16 protein-coding genes are annotated in these 21238 nt (G+C 35.4%); 9 read left to right on the forward strand and 7 right to left on the reverse strand.

The window, feature by feature from the left end; all coding sequences use genetic code 11:
* Positions 1–58 precede the first annotated feature (58 nt).
* The 5 genes from QMO11_RS17920 (at position 59) to glgP (ending at position 9370) form a co-directional block, all read left to right on the forward strand.
* Positions 59–1987 (forward strand): glycogen debranching enzyme N-terminal domain-containing protein, encoded by a 1929-nt coding sequence (locus QMO11_RS17920; protein WP_282038934.1) that lies wholly within the window; start codon positions 59–61, stop codon positions 1985–1987.
* Between the two features lie 2 nt (positions 1988–1989).
* The gene (locus QMO11_RS17925; RefSeq protein WP_282038936.1) at positions 1990–3273 is read left to right on the forward strand and encodes a glycosyltransferase family 4 protein; all 1284 of its coding nucleotides are present in this window, start codon (positions 1990–1992) and stop codon (positions 3271–3273) included.
* Between the two features lie 35 nt (positions 3274–3308).
* Positions 3309–4601 carry a glycoside hydrolase family 57 protein gene (locus QMO11_RS17930; protein ID WP_282038938.1) on the forward strand — a complete coding sequence of 431 codons (1293 nt, stop codon included), beginning with the start codon at positions 3309–3311 and terminating at the stop codon, positions 4599–4601.
* 156 nt (positions 4602–4757) lie between these two features.
* Positions 4758–5069 (forward strand): isoamylase early set domain-containing protein, encoded by a 312-nt coding sequence (locus QMO11_RS17935; RefSeq protein ID WP_282038940.1) that lies wholly within the window; start codon positions 4758–4760, stop codon positions 5067–5069.
* 68 nt (positions 5070–5137) lie between these two features.
* The gene (gene glgP / locus QMO11_RS17940) at positions 5138–9370 is read left to right on the forward strand and encodes an alpha-glucan family phosphorylase (protein WP_282038942.1); all 4233 of its coding nucleotides are present in this window, start codon (positions 5138–5140) and stop codon (positions 9368–9370) included.
* Positions 9371–9432: 62 nt separating this feature from the next.
* On the opposite strand, the gene QMO11_RS17945 is transcribed toward glgP, so the two are convergent.
* Entirely contained in the window at positions 9433–11448 is a 2016-nt protein-coding gene (locus tag QMO11_RS17945; protein ID WP_282038944.1) for an alpha amylase C-terminal domain-containing protein, read from the reverse strand.
* Positions 11449–11699: 251 nt separating this feature from the next.
* Here QMO11_RS17945 and QMO11_RS17950 point away from each other — a divergent pair, with 251 nt between their 5' ends.
* From QMO11_RS17950 to secG, 4 genes are read left to right on the forward strand one after another with little or no spacing between them, the layout of a single operon-like run.
* On the forward strand, positions 11700–12956 hold the full coding sequence (locus QMO11_RS17950; protein ID WP_282038947.1) for a sigma-54 interaction domain-containing protein: 1257 nt from the start codon (positions 11700–11702) through the stop codon (positions 12954–12956).
* A gap of 27 nt (positions 12957–12983) precedes the next feature.
* Positions 12984–13484, forward strand: coding sequence for an LptE family protein (locus tag QMO11_RS17955; RefSeq protein ID WP_282038949.1), 501 nt, complete (start codon positions 12984–12986; stop codon positions 13482–13484).
* A gap of 23 nt (positions 13485–13507) precedes the next feature.
* A complete protein-coding gene (locus tag QMO11_RS17960; protein ID WP_282038952.1) occupies positions 13508–14407 on the forward strand; it encodes a hypothetical protein in 900 nt (299 codons plus the stop codon).
* Positions 14408–14424: 17 nt separating this feature from the next.
* Complete coding sequence (gene secG, locus QMO11_RS17965) at positions 14425–14760, forward strand: preprotein translocase subunit SecG (RefSeq protein ID WP_075601873.1); 336 nt, start codon at positions 14425–14427, stop codon at positions 14758–14760.
* A gap of 83 nt (positions 14761–14843) precedes the next feature.
* Here the strand turns inward: secG and QMO11_RS17970 are convergent, their stop codons facing one another.
* The 6 genes from QMO11_RS17970 to sufB form a co-directional block, all read right to left on the reverse strand.
* Positions 14844–15161: a DUF59 domain-containing protein gene (locus QMO11_RS17970; protein WP_075601872.1), complete on the reverse strand. Its 318-nt coding sequence runs from the start codon at positions 15159–15161 to the stop codon at positions 14844–14846.
* A 92-nt stretch (positions 15162–15253) separates the two neighbouring features.
* The gene (locus QMO11_RS17975) at positions 15254–15676 is read right to left on the reverse strand and encodes a SufE family protein (protein ID WP_075601871.1); all 423 of its coding nucleotides are present in this window, start codon (positions 15674–15676) and stop codon (positions 15254–15256) included.
* Positions 15677–15765: 89 nt separating this feature from the next.
* Positions 15766–16986, reverse strand: coding sequence for an aminotransferase class V-fold PLP-dependent enzyme (locus QMO11_RS17980; protein ID WP_282038955.1), 1221 nt, complete (start codon positions 16984–16986; stop codon positions 15766–15768).
* 157 nt (positions 16987–17143) lie between these two features.
* Entirely contained in the window at positions 17144–18535 is a 1392-nt protein-coding gene (gene sufD / locus QMO11_RS17985) for a Fe-S cluster assembly protein SufD (RefSeq protein WP_075601869.1), read from the reverse strand.
* A gap of 40 nt (positions 18536–18575) precedes the next feature.
* Entirely contained in the window at positions 18576–19328 is a 753-nt protein-coding gene (gene sufC / locus QMO11_RS17990) for a Fe-S cluster assembly ATPase SufC (RefSeq protein ID WP_075601868.1), read from the reverse strand.
* A gap of 143 nt (positions 19329–19471) precedes the next feature.
* Positions 19472–20920, reverse strand: coding sequence for a Fe-S cluster assembly protein SufB (sufB, locus tag QMO11_RS17995; RefSeq protein ID WP_075601867.1), 1449 nt, complete (start codon positions 20918–20920; stop codon positions 19472–19474).
* Positions 20921–21238 lie beyond the last annotated feature (318 nt).

A 21238-nucleotide genomic window follows, 5' to 3' on the forward strand; every position in this document is an offset into this window, starting at 1 on the left:
AAAAATAACATTTAATTAATATATCCTTACATAAGCAATTTAAAAACTAAATGAATCTATGGCGTACTTATCACTCGAAAAACACAAACTAGTTAACCTTGAGTACTCCTTATTTAAGGAGATACTGCGAACCAATAGGGCGGGCTCCTATTGTAGCTCAAGTATAATTGGTTGTAACACGCGAAAATACCATGGCTTGTTGGTATGCCCTATACCTCATTTAAATATGGTACGGCATGTATTACTAAGCACTCTAGATGTTACCGTAATACAACATGAAAAGGAATTTAACCTAGGGTTACATAAATACAGTGGTAATCATTATGAACCTAAGGGGCACAAATATGTGAAACAATTTGGTTATGATGTAATACCTCAAACCATTTATCGTGTAGGTGGTGTATTGCTTTCTGTTGAAACTATTCTTTCAGAAAAAGAAGAACAAGTACTACTCAAGTACACATTATTGGAAGCTAACTCAGACACCAAGCTTAAATTAAAACCTTTTTTCGCCAATAGGAGTGTACACGAACTTACACATGCCAACCTTGAAGCAAATACAAAGTTCGACCTTATTGAGAATGGTATTCATCTTAAAATGTACGATGCAATTCCGGGTCTTAATATTCAAGTCTCTAAAAGCAATGAATTTGTAGCTAGCCCAAATTGGTACAAAGATATTGAATACATCAAAGAACAAAAAAGAGGGTACGAGTATAAAGAAGACTTATACGTGCCTGGGTATTTTGAATTTGATATCAAAAAGGGAGAAAGTGTAATTGTTTCAGCAAGTACAAAAGCATTTAAAACATCGAGTTTTAAAACTCGATTTACAAAAGAAGTAAATAAAAGAATCCCTAGGGATAGTTTTAAAAATGATTTATTAAATGCTGCCTCTCAGTTTTTTGTAACCGACAAGAAGACAACCTCAATGATTGCAGGTTATCATTGGTATAAAAAACGTTTAAGAGATACTTTAATATCACTTCCTCTTTTAACAGAAGCATTGCAAAATAGTGATCTATTGTTAGAAGTTAGCAACTCTGCAATAACAGAAGTTTCAAAGCAATATTTAGATGATGAAATCAACAGTGCTCCAGAAGCAGATACTCCCTTATGGCTATTCTGGATGCTACAACAATGTTGGGATAAGAAAATACTAGAAGACCTCTTATCCAAACATTCAGATACATTCACCAAAATAATACAAGCCTTTTTAGATGGCAAATTTGATAATATCATATTATTAGATACAGGCCTTTTAAAGAATAACGACAGTGATAAACCACTTACTTGGATGAATTCTATTTCAAACCAAGAAGCTGTAACTCACAGAAATGGAATTTGTGTTGATGTAAATGCTCTTTGGTATAACGCACTAAAATACGTGGTTTCATTAGATCAATACTTTACAGATAAAGCGTTTATTGAATCAGTTCAGTCTATAATTGATAAGCTTGACACCTCATTTGTTGAAACATTTTGGAACAAAGCAGACAAGTGTTTATACGATGTTGTGCACAATAACAACATGGATACTTCCATAAGACCAAACCAAATTTTCACAACTGCATTCGAATTTTCACCACTTGATAAAAACCAAAAGAAGAAAGTGGTAGACACGGTAAGAAGAGAGTTATTAACTCCTAAAGGATTAAGAACTCTCTCACCACAGGATGGATTTTATGAAGGAATAATTGCAGGGCCAGAATACCTAAGAGAGAAACAACTACATCAAGGAACCGTTTGGCCATGGTTAATGTCATTTTATGCTGAGGGTTATTTAAAATTGCATAAAACAAGCGGTATTTCACACATAAAGAATATTGCCCAAGACTTTAAAAAGGAATTAGGCGACCACTGTTTGGGAACACTACCTGAATACTTTGATGGAAACCCTCCTTATAAAGGCAAAGGTGCAGTGAGTATGGCTTGGAATGTAGCTGGGGTATTAAAAATTTTAAAACTAATCGAAAATTATAGTTAAATATGAGGGTATTAATGTTTGGATGGGAGTTTCCTCCTCATATTACAGGAGGACTTGGAACCGCTTGCTACGGTTTAACTAGAGGATTATCACATGTAGAGGATTTAGATGTATTATTTGTTGTTCCGAAGGCTTATGGCGATGAAGACCAAGAAACAATGGAACTAGTAGGCGCCAATAATATTTCTGTTCGTCAACGAAAAATTGACTTTAGGAAGTTTAAAAAGGAGATGGAATACATTGAAGTAGACACACACATCATTCCTTATGTAGATCCAGAAGACTATTGGAAACTCACCAGAAAGAAAGTAGAAGGCGAAAAGAAGATTGTACATACTAACGACGAAGGTAAAATAGACTTCTCTGGTAAATACGGCGCTAACCTTCTAGAAGAAATAGCGAATTACGGACTAGTAGCTAATGTTATTGCTCAAGACAACGAGTTTGATGTAATACACGCACACGATTGGTTGGCTTATCCAGCAGGTATTGCTGCTAAGGAGGCATCCGGTAAACCACTTGTTGTGCACGTACACGCAACTGATTTTGATCGAAGTGGAGGAAGCGTTAACCCTACCGTATATGAGATTGAAAAACGAGGACTAGAAGCAGCTGATAAAGTTATTACTGTAAGTAATTTAACACGCAACATTGTTATTGAGAAATATGGTATCCCAGCTGAAAAAGTAGTTACTGTATACAATGCACTCGACCCCAAAGTGGCCACTACATCACTACCTATAAAAAAAGGCACTGATGAAAAAATTGTAACATTCCTTGGAAGAATTACAATGCAAAAAGGGCCTGAATATTTCATTGAGGCTGCCTATAAGGTGTTACAAAAAATGGATAATGTAAGGTTTGTAATGGCCGGAAGCGGTGATATGATGGAAAAAATGATCCGTCGTGCTGCTGAGCTAAAAATTACAGATAAGTTTCACTTTACAGGATTCTTAAAAGGAGAAGAAGTATTTTCTATGCTACGCATTAGCGATTTGTATGTTATGCCATCGGTATCTGAACCTTTTGGAATTTCACCTTTAGAGGCTATGCAAAGTAACGTACCTGTACTTATTTCATACCAATCTGGTGTTGCCGAAATATTAGATCATGCCATAAAAACTAACTTTTGGGATATCGATGCAATGGCGGATGCTATGTATGGTGTACTAAAATACCCTTCGCTCTCAAATATGTTTATAAAGCATGGAAAAAGTGAAGTTGAATCCCTTAAATGGGAAGACTCAGCACTCAGAGTTAAAAACGTTTACGACTCTGTAATATAATACCCTTTAAAAAGCCACATTAAAAAAACTACAAAATGAAAAAAACTATATGCCTTTATTTTCAAGTACATCAACCATTTCGCTTTAGAAGATATCGATTTTTCGATATAGGAAACGATCATTATTATTACGATGACTACACCAATGAAAGCATCTTATTAAAAATTGCACAAAAATGCTACCTACCTACAAATGCTTTATTATTAAAACTAATTGAAGCCAATAAAGGTAAGTTTAAGGTGGCCTTTTCGTTATCAGGTGTAGCAATAAAGCAATTTCAGTTATATGCTCCTGAGGTTATTGAGAGCTTTCAAAAGTTAGCCGCTACAGGTCAAGTTGAATTCTTATCAGAAACTTACAGTCACTCATTGGTTGCTTTAAAGGATCAAGAAGAATTTAAACTTCAAGTTAAAAAACATAGCGCACTCATCGAAGATTTATTCAAGCAGAAGCCAACGGTATTCAGAAACACTGAGTTAATCTATTCTGATGAAATGGGTGAAATGGTGCATCAACTAGGTTACAAAGCGATGCTAACCGAAGGTGCAAAACATGTTCTAGGATGGAAAAGCCCGAACTATTTATACTGTAATTCAATTAATCCTAAACTTAAAATATTACTCAAAAATCATATTTTAAGCGATGATATCGCATTTAGATTTGGAAATCAAGGCTGGAGTGAATATCCTTTAACGCCAAAAAAATATACGCAATGGCTTAAGGACCTTGACCAAGGCAATGAGGTTGTAAATCTATTTATGGATTACGAAACTTTTGGTGAACATCAATGGGAGGAAACTGGTATCTTTAAGTTTCTAGAAAAACTGCCTAAAGAGATATTAAAACATGATGAATTTACATTTTCTACCCCTTCTGAAGTAGCTGAAAACCTACAACCAATTTCGGCTATCAATGTTCCACACCCAATATCATGGGCCGATGAAGAAAGAGATTTAACAGCATGGCTAGGTAACGAAATGCAGGAAGAAGCTTTTAATAAACTATATGCATTGCTACCTAAAATAAAAAAATGTACCGATGAAAAGCTCCTTGAAGATTGGGCATATCTTCAAACCAGTGACCACTTTTATTACATGTGTACAAAATATTTCTCTGATGGCGATGTGCATGCCTACTTTAATCCATATGAATCTCCATATCAGGCATTCATAAATTACATGAATGTGTTAAGCGATTTTTCATTACGATTAAATATTGCTGTTCCTAATATCAGCGACAATCCTGATATTAATAAAATTATTGAAGATAAAGATGCTAAAATTGCTGAATTAGAAAAGGCACTTAAGGCATTAGAAACTGTTAGATAACTTCTTTTTTGCGGGTATATAAAGTAATTTCTCATATTTTATATACCCGCTTGATACTTCAGACCGCTGGCACTACAGCAACGCATAAATAACCATTTATTGATTTTAAGTTTTTTCTTTATTAACCTATTTTACAAATATTAAAATCCAAAAAGCATGAGTATCAAAAAGCAATTTTTAAAAAGTAAACCTGAGTGTAAAGTGACCTTTAAATTTGAAAAATCGAAAGATTTAATACCTGAGAAAGTTCAGGTAATTGGTGACTTTAACAACTGGGATGTGAATGCTGAACCTATGAAACCTCTAAAAACAGGTGGTTTTACGCAAACAATTAATCTATCTAGTGGTGACAAAGTTCAATTTCGTTATTTAGTGAACAACTCTCTTTGGATCAACGACCAAGAAGCTGATGAATTCATTAATAATGGAGTAGATAACGTTGAACAAAACTGCGTTCTGCATTTATAGTTTCTTATAAAAGAGCATTACTAAGCTTATAGAATGCTCTTTTTTCCAAATCCCAAATAACAACACCTATGACAACAGATTATAAAACCCCCGATTATATCTTCGAATCGAGTTGGGAAGTATGTAATAAAATTGGAGGCATACATACTGTATTATCTAGTAAAGCATCAACGTTAGTAAACGCTTATCATGACCACCTTATATTTGTTGGTCCCGATATTTTAGATAGTGCCTCGTCTCAAAAAGAATTTTCTGAGGATGCTTCTATTTTTCCTGAATGGAGAAACCAATTGCTAAAAGAAGGACTACGAGTAAAAATCGGGAGGTGGAACATTGAAGGTACACCCATTGTTTTATTAGTTGACTTTAGTTCGTTTATCCCTCAAAAGAATGAAATTCTTTCTCGTTTTTGGGAAACCTACCAACTAGACTCAATATCCGGTAATTGGGACTATGTAGAAAGTGTTATTTTTGGTTATGCCATTGCTAAAACTATCGAAAGTTTTTATAAATGTTACTTAAATCAAACCAATAAAGTAGTAGCTCACTTTAACGAGTGGATGACCGGAAGTGGTATCCTCTACCTTAAAAACACACTCCCGCAAATTGCTACTGTTTTTACAACACACGCCACTGTAATGGGCCGTTCCATCGCGGGTAACGGTGGTGCACTTTACAATCATAACGATACTATTAACATAGAGGCTACTGCTCAAGAAATCGGCATAGTTTCGAAACATTCCCTCGAAAAAAAGAGTGCCACAAACGCAGATTGCTTTACTACAGTATCAGAAATAACAGCAGTTGAGTGCGAAAGGTTTCTCGACCGAAAAATCGATGTTATTGCTCCCAATGGTTTTAATAATCTTATCATACCCAACAAACCAGACTTCGCAAAAAAAAGAAAAGAAGCCCGCCATAAATTAAAAGAAATTAGTGAAGCTCTATTGGGCTATTCCCTATCTGATAACGCATTATTCATTGCCAATAGTGGAAGGTATGAATTTCGCAATAAAGGGATTGACATACTTTTAGATAGTTTAAAACATCTGAATGAAACGGAAAGTTACGACAGAGAAACAATTGTTTTTGTATTAATTCCTGCCAATAACTTTGGTGCTCGCGAAGACTTGGTTGAGAAACTCAAAGGAACCGACAACTCAAAATTAGACAACCCTTTCTTAACCCATGGATTAAATGATTTGGGATACGACCCTATCTTAAATAAGATTCAGGATATCCATTTAAATAACGACTTAACAGATACCATTAAGCTTATATTTGTACCATCCTATTTAGATGGTAATGATGGTATCTTTAATATGCACTACTATGATTTGTTGATAGGAATGGATCTTAGTATATTTCCTTCGTATTATGAACCATGGGGCTACACTCCACTTGAAAGTTTAGCATACTCTATACCAACGATAACAACCTTATTGGCTGGTTTTGGAACTTGGGCCAAAGAACAGTGCCAGAGTATTGACGATGGCGTTGCAGTTATTGAACGCAATGATGAAAACTATGATGAAGCTAGCAAATCCATAGTAGATGTAATTATCGAATTTGCTCATAAATCTCCCGTAGAGTTAGAGCTCATAAAAATTAAAGCATTCCAGCTTTCTTCAAAACTGCAGTGGAATCTTATGATTGGCAATTATTATAAAGCCTTTGATACTGCACTTACGAAAGTTGAAAATCGCAAAGACTCCTTCAATACTATAAAACGAGAAAAAAGAATACACCTTACACATGAGAGTTCTTCTTTTCCGATATGGAAAAGATTACGTGTAAAATCGAAACTCCCTGAGAAATTAAATGGCTTACAAGAATTAGCACACAACTTATGGTGGACATGGAACTATGAGGCATATGACTTATTTGAATCTATTGATCCTAAGTTATGGATTAAGCAAAATAAAAGTCCTATTAAACTTCTTGAACATGTAAACTATGATAACCTAGTAGAACTTTCAGAACAAGAAGATTTTTCTAATCGATTCAACTTTGTTTATCAGAAGTTCCGTAAGTATATGGATCGTCCAAAAATAGATGATCCTAGTATTGCCTACTTTAGCATGGAATACGGTCTAAACGACATCCTAAAGATTTATTCCGGCGGTTTAGGTGTTCTTGCTGGAGATTACCTAAAAGAAGCCAGTGACTCCAACGTAAATATTACTGCAGTCGGTTTGTTATACCGCCATGGATATTTCCGTCAATCCTTAGGCCCAAATGGAGATCAACAAGCCAATTTTGATAAACAAGAGTTCTCCAACTTGCCACTTACCTTAATCAAAAATGAAGATAACTCTCCGCTAATACTTGAGCTCAATGCTCCTGGTAGAAATGTTTTTGCCAAAGTATGGAAAGCTGATGTAGGTAGAGTACCATTATATTTATTAGATACCGACGTTGAGCAAAATAGCGATAGTGATAAATTAATTACACATTCCTTATATGGCGGAGATTGGGAAAACAGGCTGAAACAGGAAATTTTGTTAGGTATGGGAGGCATTAAGCTTCTAGATAAATTAAACATTAAAACAAACCTATACCACTGTAATGAAGGACATGCTGCTTTAATTAATGTATCAAGGCTCAAAAAACTAGTTGACGAAAATTTTTCTTTTAACGAAGCTCTTGAATTAGTGAGAGCAAGCTCTTTATTTACAACTCATACTCCAGTTCCTGCAGGGCATGATAAGTTTGATGAAGATTTAATACGGGTATACTTCAGAAATATACCCGAAAAGCTTAACATTTCTTGGAATGAATTTATGGCATTGGGAAGAGAAAATGCAGATGACCATTCTGAGAAATTCTCAATGAGTGTACTGGCTGCAAAAACCTCTCAAGAAATAAATGGAGTTAGCTGGCTACATGGCGAAGTCTCGCGTCAAATGTTCCAAGGTTTATGGAAAGGTTTCTTCCCTGAAGAATCCCCAATATATTACGTCACCAACGGTGTCCATTACGGTACATGGACTTCTTCAGATATTCAGCGACTATACGAAAAGGTATTTGAGCCGAGGTTTAAAACCGATTTATCGAACAATGAATTATGGAGAAAAATACACGAAGTTAACGATGAAGATGTTTGGGCTGTAAGAACAAAATTGCGCAAAAAACTACTCAAGTTTGTAAAAAAGCGTATCCAAGACAATATGGTAAATAGCCATGCTGCTCCTTCTGAGATAATAGAGGTCAAAGACCTAATTAAAGATAATGCGCTTACCATCGGATTTGCCCGAAGATTTGCGACGTATAAAAGAGCACACTTATTGTTTACCGATGAAGAACGCTTATCTGCAATTGTTAATAACCCAGATAAACCTGTTCAATTTATATTTGCAGGTAAAGCACACCCTGCCGATGGTGGCGGACAGGCCTTAATTAAACAAATAGTTCAAATATCTAAAAAACCAGAATTCTTAGGAAAGATTATATTCTTAGAGAACTATGATATGGAACTCGCCAAAAGGTTAGTTAGCGGTGTTGATGTATGGCTTAATACTCCAACACGCCCATTGGAGGCCTCTGGAACGAGTGGAGAAAAGGCTGAACTGAATGGCGTACTCAATTTTAGTGTACTTGATGGTTGGTGGTACGAAGGTTATAAAGAAGAGGCCGGTTGGTGCTTGAGTGATGCCAAAACATATGACGACCAAGAAGTACAAAATCAATTAGATGCTGCAAATATTTACAGCACATTTGAGAACGAGATAATTCCTTTATTCTATAATCAGAATGAAAAGGGGATTCCTTCTGGTTGGGTAAAATATGTGAAAAATTCTATTTCTGAAATTGCTCCTACCTACACAACCAAACGAATGATTGATGATTACCTTAATCGTTTTTATCGTAAAATGGATCAACGCTTGAAAACCCTTTCAAGTAATGATCACCAAAAGGCAAAAGAATTAACAAACTGGAAACGGAGAGTAAAAGCCAATTGGAATGATATTGAAGTGGTAAATGTAGAGCTACCGGATATCTATAGTAAGCAATTAGGTATTGGTGATACTTACGATATTAATTTAATAATTGATATGAAAACGCTTGCTGATACTAATTTATTGGTTGAAGCAATTTTTGCAGATGTTAAAGATAGTGGCGAAGCTAAAATCATTAAGATTGAAGAGTTTGTTCTTGAACGAACACAAGATTCAAAACGTTTTTATACATTAAGCCATACACTAAATATACCTGGTGTTTATGACTTTGGTATAAGGATACTCCCTCAGAATGAAGACATGGTTTATCAGCAAGATATTTCATGTATTAAATGGATCTAATTAACAAAAAAGCCGTCTCAAAAATACAATTGAGACGGCTTTTTAAATTTGTCTTAATAAATTTAGTAAACTCGCTTTGGTGCGCTATGCTTTAGTACCATGGCTGTTCGGCTAGGTATATATAACTTAATTTGATAATGATTATCTTGAAATGGCACTTTCTCAGCCAAGTGTAAATAATCCTCATCTATATTTCCGTAACCTCCAAAATTCTTATTATCTGAACTTAGCACAACATTGTATTTACCCGGCTCCACTGAAATACCATAATCTGTATAAGAATTGCTAGGTGAGAAATTAAATATCATATAGTAATTCCCCCTCTTATAACACATAACCTGATCTACCTCATTTGCCATCACACTATAACATGGCTCATCAGGTACAGAAAAAGCCTTATTGGCAAGATCAATCATTGCTTTATCAAAGTTTGATAACCATTGGAATTTTAAATCTTTATGATCCATTAAATTCCATTGTCGGCGAGCATGTTTAAACGACCAATTATTTCCTTCTCTTGGAAAATCAATCCATTCTGGATGCCCAAATTCATTTCCCATAAAATTTAGATAGCCCCCTGAAGAAGTAGTCATTGTTGCCAAACGAATCATTTTATGCAAAGCAATACCTCTGTCAATAATTAAACTTTGAGAAGCCAAATCCATTTTATCGTACATCTCCTTATCCACAAGCCTAAATAATATGGTTTTATCCCCTACCAAAGCTTGATCATGAGACTCGGCATAAGACACCACTTTTTCTCCTGCTCTATGCTGAGACAATTCGTGGAATATTTGAGCTACATTCCAGTTTTCATCACTGTGCTCTTTAATAAGTTTTATCCAAAAATCAGGTACGCCCATCGATAGGCGGTAATCAAAGCCTATTCCTCCATCTTTTATTGGCGCTGCTAATCCAGGTAAACCACTCATATCTTCAGCAACAGTAATTGCTTCGGGTTTCACCTGATGAATTATCTCGTTGGCAAGAGTCAAGTAAGTCATCGCATCTATATCTTCAGTGCCATTGTAATAATCACCATACGATGAGAAACTATACTCCAAACCATGGTGGGTATACAACATGCTTGTTACACCATCAAATCGGTATCCATCAAAATGGAATTCTTCGAGCCAAAATTTACAATTGGATAGTAAAAACTGCATTACCTCATTTTTACCATAATTAAAGCACTTACTATCCCATGCCGGATGATCGCCTTTTCCACCATCGTGAAAATATTGATAACTCGTTCCATCAAGCTTTGCAATACCTTCTAACTCATTTTTCACTGCATGCGAATGAACGATATCCATAATAACGGTTATCCCATGATTATGTGCCTCGTTAATAAGTTCTTTTAATTCTTCGGGAGTTCCAAAACGTGAGGAAACAGCGAAAAAGTTAGATACATGATAGCCAAAACTCCCGTAATACGGATGTTCTTGAATAGCCATAAATTGTATACAATTATAACCCGCTTTAACAATTCTGGGCAGTATATTATTCTTAAAGTCGATAAAAGAACTCACTTCCTCTTTCTCCGATGACATCCCTATATGGGCTTCGTATATCAAGAGAGGTGTTACACTTGGTTTAAATTTATCATCTGTCCAAGTAAAATTATCACGAGGCATCCATAACTGTGCATCAAATCCCTTAGTTACTTCATCTTGTATCACTCTTCGTGCATAAGCGGGCAATCGCATTCCATCACCACCTTCCCAAAAGATGTGTAACTTAAATAAATCGCCATGCTTGAGCTTACGCTCTTTCAACCTCAACTCCCACACACCATTGCTCAGAGGTGTAAACTTATAATCATTATTTTTTTCCCAGTTGCAGAAAGCACCTACTAAATAAACCTCTTCAGCATTGGGTGCCCATTCTCTATATACCTGCTCGTCATCATCATTCTGAACACCAAAATACTTATAGGCACTTGCTAAATTATCAAGCGTATCAAAGTATTGTTCTAATTGTGTTTTAGTATGATGATAATGACTAATTCTATTATTAATAGCGCCTTCAAACGGAGCAAGCCAGGGGTCAGTTTTTACAATCTCAGGAGTATTCATAGGTTCATAAATTTTAAGAACCTTAAATTATAAACTATTCCCATAAATGAACCATTTCTTGTTAAAAAAATAACATAAAATAACACACTCTTTAAATATCAGAAAACACAGTATTATTTAAGTTTTTATTAATCTAATTCTGATAAAAATTGTAATTTTGTCAGTCTTACCTGCAACTTTAGCAGTTAAGTTGAAGTTTTCCTTTAAGTTCAGTTTGAACGCCATTAAAAGATCTTATTAAATATTTTAACATGAAAGACTTACAACAGATAAAACAACGATTTGGTATTATTGGTAATTCATTTGGATTAAATAGAGCTATTGATGTTGCTGTGCAAGTTGCTCCCACCGACTTATCCGTACTTATTAGTGGAGAAAGCGGTACCGGTAAAGAGGTGTTTCCAAAAATAATTCATCAATATAGTGCTCGTAAACACGGACCATATATCGCGGTTAACTGTGGTGCCATTCCTGAAGGAACAATTGACTCCGAACTATTTGGTCATGAAAAAGGTGCTTTTACTGGAGCACTATCTGATAGAAAGGGATATTTTGAAGAGGCAAATAATGGTACCATATTTTTAGATGAAATTGGGGAATTACCTTTATCTACGCAAGTAAGATTATTACGTGTACTTGAAGCCGGAGAGTTTATTAAAGTAGGATCTTCTAAAGTTCACAAAACAAACGTACGGGTTGTTGCTGCCACAAATGTTAAAATGGATAAAGCTACCAACGAAGGAAAGTTTCGTGAAGATTTATACTACAGATTAAGCAGTGTGCCCATATCTGTTCCTCCCTTAAGAGATAGAACAGAAGACATTCACCTTCTTTTTAGAAAGTTTGCTAACGATTTTGCTGAGCGCTATAGAATGCCTTCGATAAAATTGGAGAAAGAAGCTACGGAATTACTCACAGGATACCGTTGGCCAGGTAATATTAGACAGTTGAAAAATATTACCGAGCAGATGTCTGTTATTGAAGGTACGCGAGAAATAAATGCGGAAAGAATACGCCAATACATTCCATATGATAGAGGGGTTAATTTACCTGCTGTAATGGAAGGCAACTCTAGTAGCGAAACTTCTTTTTCGAATGAACGAGAGATTCTTTACAAAGTTCTTTTTGATATGAAAAAGGATATGGGCGACCTAAAAAAGCTAGTACTTGATTTAATGAAGCAAGATGGATCTCCAAACCTAAGTGGAGAACATGCGCAGATTATTCAGAAACTATATAGCAATCAGGATGGTGATGTATTTCAACCCACAGCCGGTTCTAATCCTGCATCAGTAATTGTTGATAATGTTCATTCAGCTCCTCAACATCATATTGAAGATACCGAAGAGTTTATTGAAGAATCGTTATCTCTAGAAGAGAAAGAAATTGAATTGATCAAGAAAGCACTTGATAAATACAATGGCAAACGTAAATATGCAGCTAAAGATTTGGGTATTTCTGAGAGAACATTGTATCGAAAAATTAAAGAATATCAGATTACCAACTAATTATAAAATATCAAAAGTTAAAAATAAATGAAACAAATATTCGGATATATATTCCTGTTTTGCATTGTTGCTTCATGCTCAATTAAACTAACCATGAATGGAGCTTCGGTGCCAGAGGGACTCAAAACTTTTAGTGTTCAATACATTGAAAACAGAGCTCCACTAATTAACCCTACATTAAGTCAGGAAACTACCGAAGCCTTAAAAGATCGTGTTACCAACGAATCAAGATTAATATTGATTGAAAGGGATGCGGATATTGATTTCTCTGGAGAAATTACAGCATACTCAGTTCGTCCGATGGCAATTCAGGCAGATGCTGTATCAGCAGAAACTCGATTATCCATGACGGTTAAAATAAGGTATCGTAACTTTAAAAATCCGCAAGATAACTGGGAATCGTCGTTTACGGCTTACCAAGATTTCTCGAGCGAAAAGAATATCACAGAGATTGAATCTGAGTTAACCGGATTAATGCTTGAGCAAATTACTGAAGATATATTTAATAAAGCATTCTCTGATTGGTAGATCATATTTAGGCATAAAACACAGTGAATAAGCAAACATTCAGTCAGTTAATTAACAACCAAAGCAAACTTGATGAAAAGTCTTTAGCACAGCTAAAAGAAGTCATTGAGGAATACCCATTTTTTCAAATGGGTAGAATGCTTATGCTTAAAAACTTGCACCAGCTTGACCATATTAAATTTAATAGTGAGCTAAAACATTCGGCTGCTTATATAGCCGATAGAAGTAAACTATTTTTTCTTCTTCATAAAATTGAAACTTTAGAACATTTAGAAAAAGAGCCTACTGAAGAAATTGATGATGAAGTTAGTGTGGCTCCACAAACAGATATAGCTGCGCCAGAGCCAGATGAAAAGAAGCAAAAACAAATTACATTAACTGACAATTACTTAAACGCATCTGATGAGCTAAGTGATGATATTGGCTTATCGTTAAAAATAAATAATCCTCAGAGTGAGACTAAAGAAAATAAAGCCTTAGACGAAATTGTGCTTCCAGCAGCTGATTTACTGGATTATGAAAGAAGTATTACGCCGGCTTACTCTTTAAATGAACTAGAGGAACTAAACGAGAAACCAGATAGTAGCAATCATTCATTTTCAGATTGGTTGTTTATGATGAAAAACAAAAAGGCCAAAGCTAAGAAAGTAAAAGAGGTTAATAAAAAGATGGATTTGATAGAGAACTTCTTAAGCACCGACCCTAAAATTACGCCAAACCCTAGTAAACCTAAAAAAGAAATTGACCTATCAGAGAGTCATAACAAAGTTTCTGAAGATATAATGAGTGAAACATTGGCCAATATTTTTGTGAAGCAAGGACATAATAATAAGGCTATTTCAATATTAGAAAAATTACGCTTGAAATATCCTGAAAAAAATGCTTACTTTGCACGTCGAATTAGTGAGTTAAAGGAAAATTAATTAAATAAAGAAAAGATATGTATCAAGTTGTTTCGGTACTAGTAATAATTGTGAGTGTTTTATTAACGCTTATTGTTTTAGTTCAAGATTCTAAAGGTGGTGGATTAGCATCTAATTTTTCAGCCTCGAATCAAGTAATGGGTGTTAGAAAAACAACCGACTTTTTAGGAAAAGCCACATGGTATTTAGCAGGTGGATTATTAGTACTTTCATTTGTTGCCGTAATGGTTCTAGAAAGACCTGAAGCTTCAAGTAACGCTTTAGATGATAAATTAGAGCAAATTGCACAGCCTGAAACTGCTGTTCCTAATTTCCCATCAGCTCCTGCAGAAGAAACTGCAACTGAAGAATAGAAGTATACAAATACAGTATATAAAAAGGCCATCTCAATTATTTGAGATGGCCTTTTATCATTTATAGAAGTATTATTATTCTATTACAATAATCCGAGCTCAAGCATTGCTTCCTCTGAAAGCATATCCTTAGTCCATGGTGGATCAAATGTAAGATTCACATCAACATGTGTTACACCTTCAACGCCACTTACCTTATCAAAAACCTCTTCGGGCATTGATTCAGCAACCGGACAGTTTGGTGATGTTAGCGTCATTACAACTTGTGTTTTACCACCTTCGCCTACATTTACTTCGTAAATAAGCCCTAAATCGTAAATATTAACCGGTATCTCCGGGTCGAAAATTGTTTTCAATTCAGTAACAATTTCCTCTTCTATTGATAAAAACTCGTTCGACATCTTTTATATATTTATAAAGTCAACTACTTATAAAGTCAATAGTAAAAGACTTAAACAAATCAATTTGTTCAGCTTTTTCTATCACCTTATAATTATGCTTGCTTAGCTTTAAAGGCCAAAGCAAATAATCGCATCTGCTTAATCATTGCGACTAAACCGTTAGAGCGCGTTGGAGATAAATGATCTTTAAGGCCTACTTCTTCTACAAATTTAAGCTCTGAGCTAAGAATATCGTCTGGCGATTGACCCGATAGAACACGAATCATTAAAGCTACGATTCCTTTTACTATGATGGCATCGCTATCGCCCATAAAATATACTTTACCATCTTCCATCCATGCATGTAACCATACTTTAGACTGACAGCCATCTAATATATTCTGATCTACTCTGTAGGTATCATCATAAGGCTCTAAATCGTTACCTAATTCAATTAAATAGCCATACTTATCCATCCACTCATCAAAAGTGGCGAATTCTTCAATTATCTCTTCTTGTATCTCGTTAATTGTCATAACTCTCGTATAATTATTTTACAAATATGGGGAATTATACTAAAAACCATTTATAATGAATGTTATAATTTTATTCTCACAAAAGAGTACTATGCAAACATCATAGCAACCTTAGTTAATGCAGCTACCAACTGATCTATTTCTTCTTTGGTATTATAAACCGCAATAGAAGCTCGTAGCGTGCCTGGTATTTCATAAAAATCCATAATCGGCTGTGCACAATGATGACCAGTACGAACGGCAATACCCATTCTATCTAACAATGTTCCTATATCAAAGGGATGAATATCATTAATTAAAAATGAGATTACACTCGATTTCTTTTTAGCCGTTCCTATAATTCGCATGCCATCGATAGACATCAATTTATTAGTGGCATACTGAAGTAAGTCATCCTCGTAGGCAGCAATATTATCTACACCTAACTCCGATACAAAATCAATGGCTTCGCCTAAGCCAATGGCTCCTGCTATATTTGGTGTTCCGGCTTCGAACTTAAAGGGCAATTCATTATAGGTAGTCTCTGTAAACGATACTTTATGAATCATTTCGCCACCTCCTTGCCATGGCATCATCTGATTTAATAAATCTTCTTTACCATAACAAACACCTGTACCTGTTGGACCATAAATTTTATGACCTGAGAATACCAATAAATCGCAATCCATTTTTTGCACATCAATACCAATATGTTGTACTGATTGAGAAGCATCTACCATTACTGGAATATTCTTTTCGTGCGCCAAATCAATTACATCCTGAATAGGATTCACGGTTCCCAAAGCATTGGATACATGTGTTATGGCAACAATTTTTGTTTTATCAGATAATAAAGATTTGTATGCTTCCATTTCAAGATCACCATCCTGATTAATTGGAATCACCTTTAAAACCGCTTTTTTGCGCTGACAAAGCAATTGCCAAGGCACAATATTAGAATGATGCTCCATGGTAGAAACAACAATCTCATCTCCTTCGTTAATAAAAGTTTCGCCAAACGAATTTGCCACTAAGTTAATAGCTGCAGTAGCGCCAGAGGTAAATATAACCTGATGGCTATGCTCGGCATTAATGAAGCTTTGTACTTTATTTCGTGCTTCTTCGTAAGCCAATGTTGCTTGATTACTCAAGTAATGTACGCCGCGATGAATATTACTATTCAAAGTTTTATACACTTCATCAATCTTATCAATTACACGCTGTGGCTTATGAGTAGTAGCAGCACTATCGAAATAAACCAAGGGCTTATTGTAAACCTGTGTTTCTAGAATTGGAAATTGCTTTCTTACTTCTTCAATGTTAATACTCATAAGTTGTCTGTTTATTGGGAAATAAGACAAAAGTATAAAGACTTAAGTATAAAGAGAAAATCCAAACGTGGATTATTCTACAATTAACCTATTCAAATCTTTATACTTTCGTCTTTATACTTTATACTGAGTGGTTCTCATTTATGAGAACCATTAATTACATGCAAGTGTATTGAGAACTTGCTTCAGATCCGCAAAGCACACAAGAGTTACACTTGTCTAATTCACCTCTGAAAGTATTCTCAACCAATTCTTTTATTTCATCGCGTAAAGCGGGAACTCTAATTTTTTCAACAGCTTCGTAAGCGAAGGCATACATTAATAGAATACGAGCCTCATCTTTACCAATACCGCGTGAGCGAAGATAAAACATCGACTTTTCATCTAACTGTCCTACTGTTGCACCGTGCGAACATTTCACATCATCAGCATAAATCTCAAGCATTGGCTTGGTATTCATTTTAGCTGTATCTGTTAATAGTAAATTATCGTTGCGTTGGAATGCACTTGTTTTTTGCGCATCGGGGCGAACCATAATTTTACCAGCAAAAGCACCCGTTGATTTATCATCCAAAACACCCTTGAAAAGCTCTTCGCTATAGCAATTAGGCTTGGCATGATCGATGAATGAAAAGTTATCAACATGTTGGTTTTTATCTGTGATATATAAACCATATACATGCGATTCGCAATGCTCCTCAGCCATATCAACATATACATTATTACGCGTTGTACCCGTATGCAATGTAAGATTATGTGTTAAGGCACTTGAGTGTTCTTTTTGGTGTACAAAAATAGAGTTAACGCAAGTGGTTAAGTTATGCTGATTTTGAATATTATAAATATCGAAAATCGCATTTTTAGCCACATAAGCTTCTGTTACTGCATTTACCAAATATTTACTTTCGGTTAAAGTATGCTCACATAACAATATTTTAGCCTGTGCGTTTTCCTCAATCACAACCAAGTTACGTGGAAATGCCAACAAATCTTCAGAAGAGTGCATGATATTCACTATCTGAATAGGCTTCTCAATTACAACCCCTTTAGGCACATAAATTAAGAATCCATCCTGCGCAAAAGCAGTATTCAATGCTACTAAGCTATCCTCATCATTCTTAGCATACTTATTATAGTGTGCTTCAACAATCTCAGGATGTGATTTTGAGATTTCAGCAAAACTTCCGATAACCACACCTTTTGGTAAAGATGCTGGCAACTTATTTTTGCGGTAATACCATCCATTTATTAAATAAATAGTGGTGGCATCTAAATCGTGAACTTCGCATTTAAAAACGTCATCTAAATTCTGATTAAAAACTTCGTGTTGAAAATCAGTTTTATATTCTTCTTTAAAGTAAGGTTCTAATTTAGAGTACTTGTAATTTTCGTTTCCTCTTCGGGGAATACCATTGCTTTTAAATAATTCAATGGCTTTATCTCGCTGTTGCGAAACTGCATCAGAAACAACTCTATTTAATAGTGTTGTATTATTCTCATACAGGTCAACATATATTTGTTCTGTTTTATCTATACCCGTGCTACTCATGGCTCAAAGTTTTAAATAGTTGATACTCCGTTACGGGTTCTTAATCTTCGAATTGCTTCTTAATCCAATCGTAACCTTTTTCTTCTAACTCTAATGCCAATTCTTTTCCGGCCGACATTACAATACGTCCTTTATATAATACGTGAACAAAGTCGGGTACAATATGATCTAACAAACGTTGGTAGTGCGTAATTACAATGGTTGCATTGTCTTTCGACTTTAGCTTGTTTACACCATTAGCCACAATACGTAAGGCATCAATATCTAAACCTGAATCTGTTTCATCCAAGATAGATAGTTTAGGCTCAAGCATTGCCATTTGAAAAATCTCGTTTTTCTTTTTCTCACCACCCGAGAAACCTTCGTTTACAGAACGGTTTGTTAGGTTAGAGTCAATTTCAACTACCTTTTTCTTTTCGCGCATTAACTTTAAAAACTCACTTGCTGAAAGTGGCTTTTCGTCGTTGTATTTTTTGTGCTCGTTAAGGGCAGTACGCATAAAGTTAACCATACTAACTCCAGGAATTTCAACAGGATACTGGAAGCTATAGAATAAGCCTTCGCGGGCTCTATCTTCAGCAGGTAAGTCTAATAAGTCTTTACCATAAAAGTTAACCTCTCCGGCTGATACATCAAACACCTCGCTACCGGCAAGAACCGATGATAAGGTACTTTTACCTGAACCATTGGGTCCCATAATGGCGTGTACTTCTCCTGGTTTAACCGTAAGGTTGATTCCTCTTAGTATTTCTTTATCGTCTATTTTGGCGTGTAAGTCTTTTATCTCTAACATTTTTCTAAAATTAGTATCAAGTATCAAGACACAAGTAGTAAAACTATCTGTTTGATCTGTTCTTGAATTTGATGTTGTTTATATAATAGTTTTTTAGTGTTGTCAAGTATCCATCTTAAATATTGATACTTGCTACTTGTGTCTTATCCAACACTTCCTTCTAAACTAATTTGTAATAATTTTTGTGCTTCTACTGCAAACTCCATTGGTAATTGATTGATTACATCTTTAACGTAACCGTTCACAATTAATCCTACTGCATCTTCGGTTGATAAACCTCTGGTATTACAATAGAATATTTGATCTTCTCCAATTTTTGAAGTGGTAGCCTCATGCTCAACAACAGCTGAACTATTATTGATTTCGAGATATGGGAATGTGTGTGCGCCACACTTATCGCCCATTAACAATGAATCACACTGACTAAAGTTACGCGCATTCTCAGCGTTCTTATTCACACGAACCAAACCACGGTAGCTATTCTGACTTTTACCAGCAGAAACTCCTTTTGAAACAATTAAGCTTCGGGTGTTTTTACCAATGTGAATCATTTTTGTACCTGTATCGGCTTGCTGATGGTTGTTGGTTACTGCCACTGAGTAGAACTCTCCGTTGGAGTGGTCGCCCATTAAAATACAACTTGGGTATTTCCATGTAATGGCTGAACCTGTTTCTACTTGAGTCCACATTACTTTTGAGTAATCGCCCTTACAAAGGGCTCTTTTGGTTACAAAGTTGTAAATACCACCTTTACCATTTTTATCGCCAGGATACCAGTTTTGAACCGTTGAGTATTTTACTTCGGCACGTTCCATGGTAACAATTTCAACAATTGCGGCGTGTAATTGATTCTCGTCGCGCTGAGGAGCCGTACATCCTTCGAGGTAACTTACATAACTGTCATCATCGGCAACAATTAAGGTACGCTCAAACTGACCTGTGTTGATGGCGTTAATTCTAAAGTAAGTAGATAGCTCCATAGGACAACGAACGCCCTTGGGGATATATACGAATGATCCATCGCTGAAAACAGCGCAGTTTAATGCGGCAAAATAATTATCGGTATAAGGCACAACTGAGCCTACGTATTTTTTTACCAAGTCAGGATACTCTTGCAAAGCTTCGCTGAAGCTACAGAATATAATGCCCTTCTCTGCTAAAGTTTCTTTGTAAGTAGTTTTCACAGATACACTATCGATCACTGCATCAACCGCTACTCCTGAAAGTACTTTTTGCTCTTCTAAGGGAATCCCTAATTTATCGAAGGTAGCTTTTAGCTCCGGATCAACATCATCCATGCTCTCAAGCTGTGGTTTTTGCTTAGGCGCGGCGTAATATATGATATCTTGAAAATCTATTTCAGGAATATTTAATTGAGCCCAATCAGGCGTTTCCATTTGTTGCCAATGGGCAAACGCTTTTAAACGGAATTCAAGCATCCATTCTGGCTCTTCTTTTTTTGCCGAGATTAAGCGCACTACATCTTCGGTAAGGCCCTTGGGTATTGTTTCGGTTTCTATATCACTAGAAAACCCATATTTATATTCACTACCCGTTACTTCTTCTAATATCTTATCTTGGTCTTCTGCCATAATTTTCTACTATAAATTCTACCTTCTAACAAGCAAAACTTATTAGAGTTCAATTGTTAGAAATGCACGCGTTTAACATGCGCTTGCAAAATTAATAAACTATTTAGATTAAATAAAATTAAGGTGTTCTAAATAAGCCCAGACGGCTTGAATGCTATACGCAACAGTTAGAGTCTGCATTTATGATTTACACAAACTCGACCCTAATAAACATAACGTAGCTTAACTCCCCAATATATTCACAAAATAAAATGATAAGACATACCTCTTATCTGCAAATCAACCCTTGGGTGGTACAAGAATTTAATTTCTTAAAAA

Origin of the sequence: Saccharicrinis aurantiacus (genome assembly GCF_947489045.1) — a bacterium.
Lineage (GTDB): Bacteria > Bacteroidota > Bacteroidia > Bacteroidales > Marinilabiliaceae > Saccharicrinis > Saccharicrinis aurantiacus.

Bases quoted from the DNA above. Each gene is read 5' to 3' on its own strand.
- QMO11_RS17920 (WP_282038934.1), top strand. From the start codon at position 59: ATGGCGTACTTATCACTCGAAAAACACAAACTAGTTAACCTTGAGTAC.
- QMO11_RS17925 (WP_282038936.1), top strand. From the start codon at position 1,990: ATGAGGGTATTAATGTTTGGATGGGAGTTTCCTCCTCATATTACAGGA.
- QMO11_RS17930 (WP_282038938.1), top strand. From the start codon at position 3,309: ATGAAAAAAACTATATGCCTTTATTTTCAAGTACATCAACCATTTCGC.
- QMO11_RS17935 (WP_282038940.1), top strand. From the start codon at position 4,758: ATGAGTATCAAAAAGCAATTTTTAAAAAGTAAACCTGAGTGTAAAGTG.
- glgP (WP_282038942.1), top strand. From the start codon at position 5,138: ATGACAACAGATTATAAAACCCCCGATTATATCTTCGAATCGAGTTGG.
- QMO11_RS17945 (WP_282038944.1), bottom strand. From the start codon at position 11,448: ATGAATACTCCTGAGATTGTAAAAACTGACCCCTGGCTTGCTCCGTTT.
- QMO11_RS17950 (WP_282038947.1), top strand. From the start codon at position 11,700: ATGAAAGACTTACAACAGATAAAACAACGATTTGGTATTATTGGTAAT.
- QMO11_RS17955 (WP_282038949.1), top strand. From the start codon at position 12,984: ATGAAACAAATATTCGGATATATATTCCTGTTTTGCATTGTTGCTTCA.
- secG (WP_075601873.1), top strand. From the start codon at position 14,425: ATGTATCAAGTTGTTTCGGTACTAGTAATAATTGTGAGTGTTTTATTA.
- QMO11_RS17970 (WP_075601872.1), bottom strand. From the start codon at position 15,161: ATGTCGAACGAGTTTTTATCAATAGAAGAGGAAATTGTTACTGAATTG.
- QMO11_RS17975 (WP_075601871.1), bottom strand. From the start codon at position 15,676: ATGACAATTAACGAGATACAAGAAGAGATAATTGAAGAATTCGCCACT.
- QMO11_RS17980 (WP_282038955.1), bottom strand. From the start codon at position 16,986: ATGAGTATTAACATTGAAGAAGTAAGAAAGCAATTTCCAATTCTAGAA.
- sufD (WP_075601869.1), bottom strand. From the start codon at position 18,535: ATGAGTAGCACGGGTATAGATAAAACAGAACAAATATATGTTGACCTG.
- sufC (WP_075601868.1), bottom strand. From the start codon at position 19,328: ATGTTAGAGATAAAAGACTTACACGCCAAAATAGACGATAAAGAAATA.
- sufB (WP_075601867.1), bottom strand. From the start codon at position 20,920: ATGGCAGAAGACCAAGATAAGATATTAGAAGAAGTAACGGGTAGTGAA.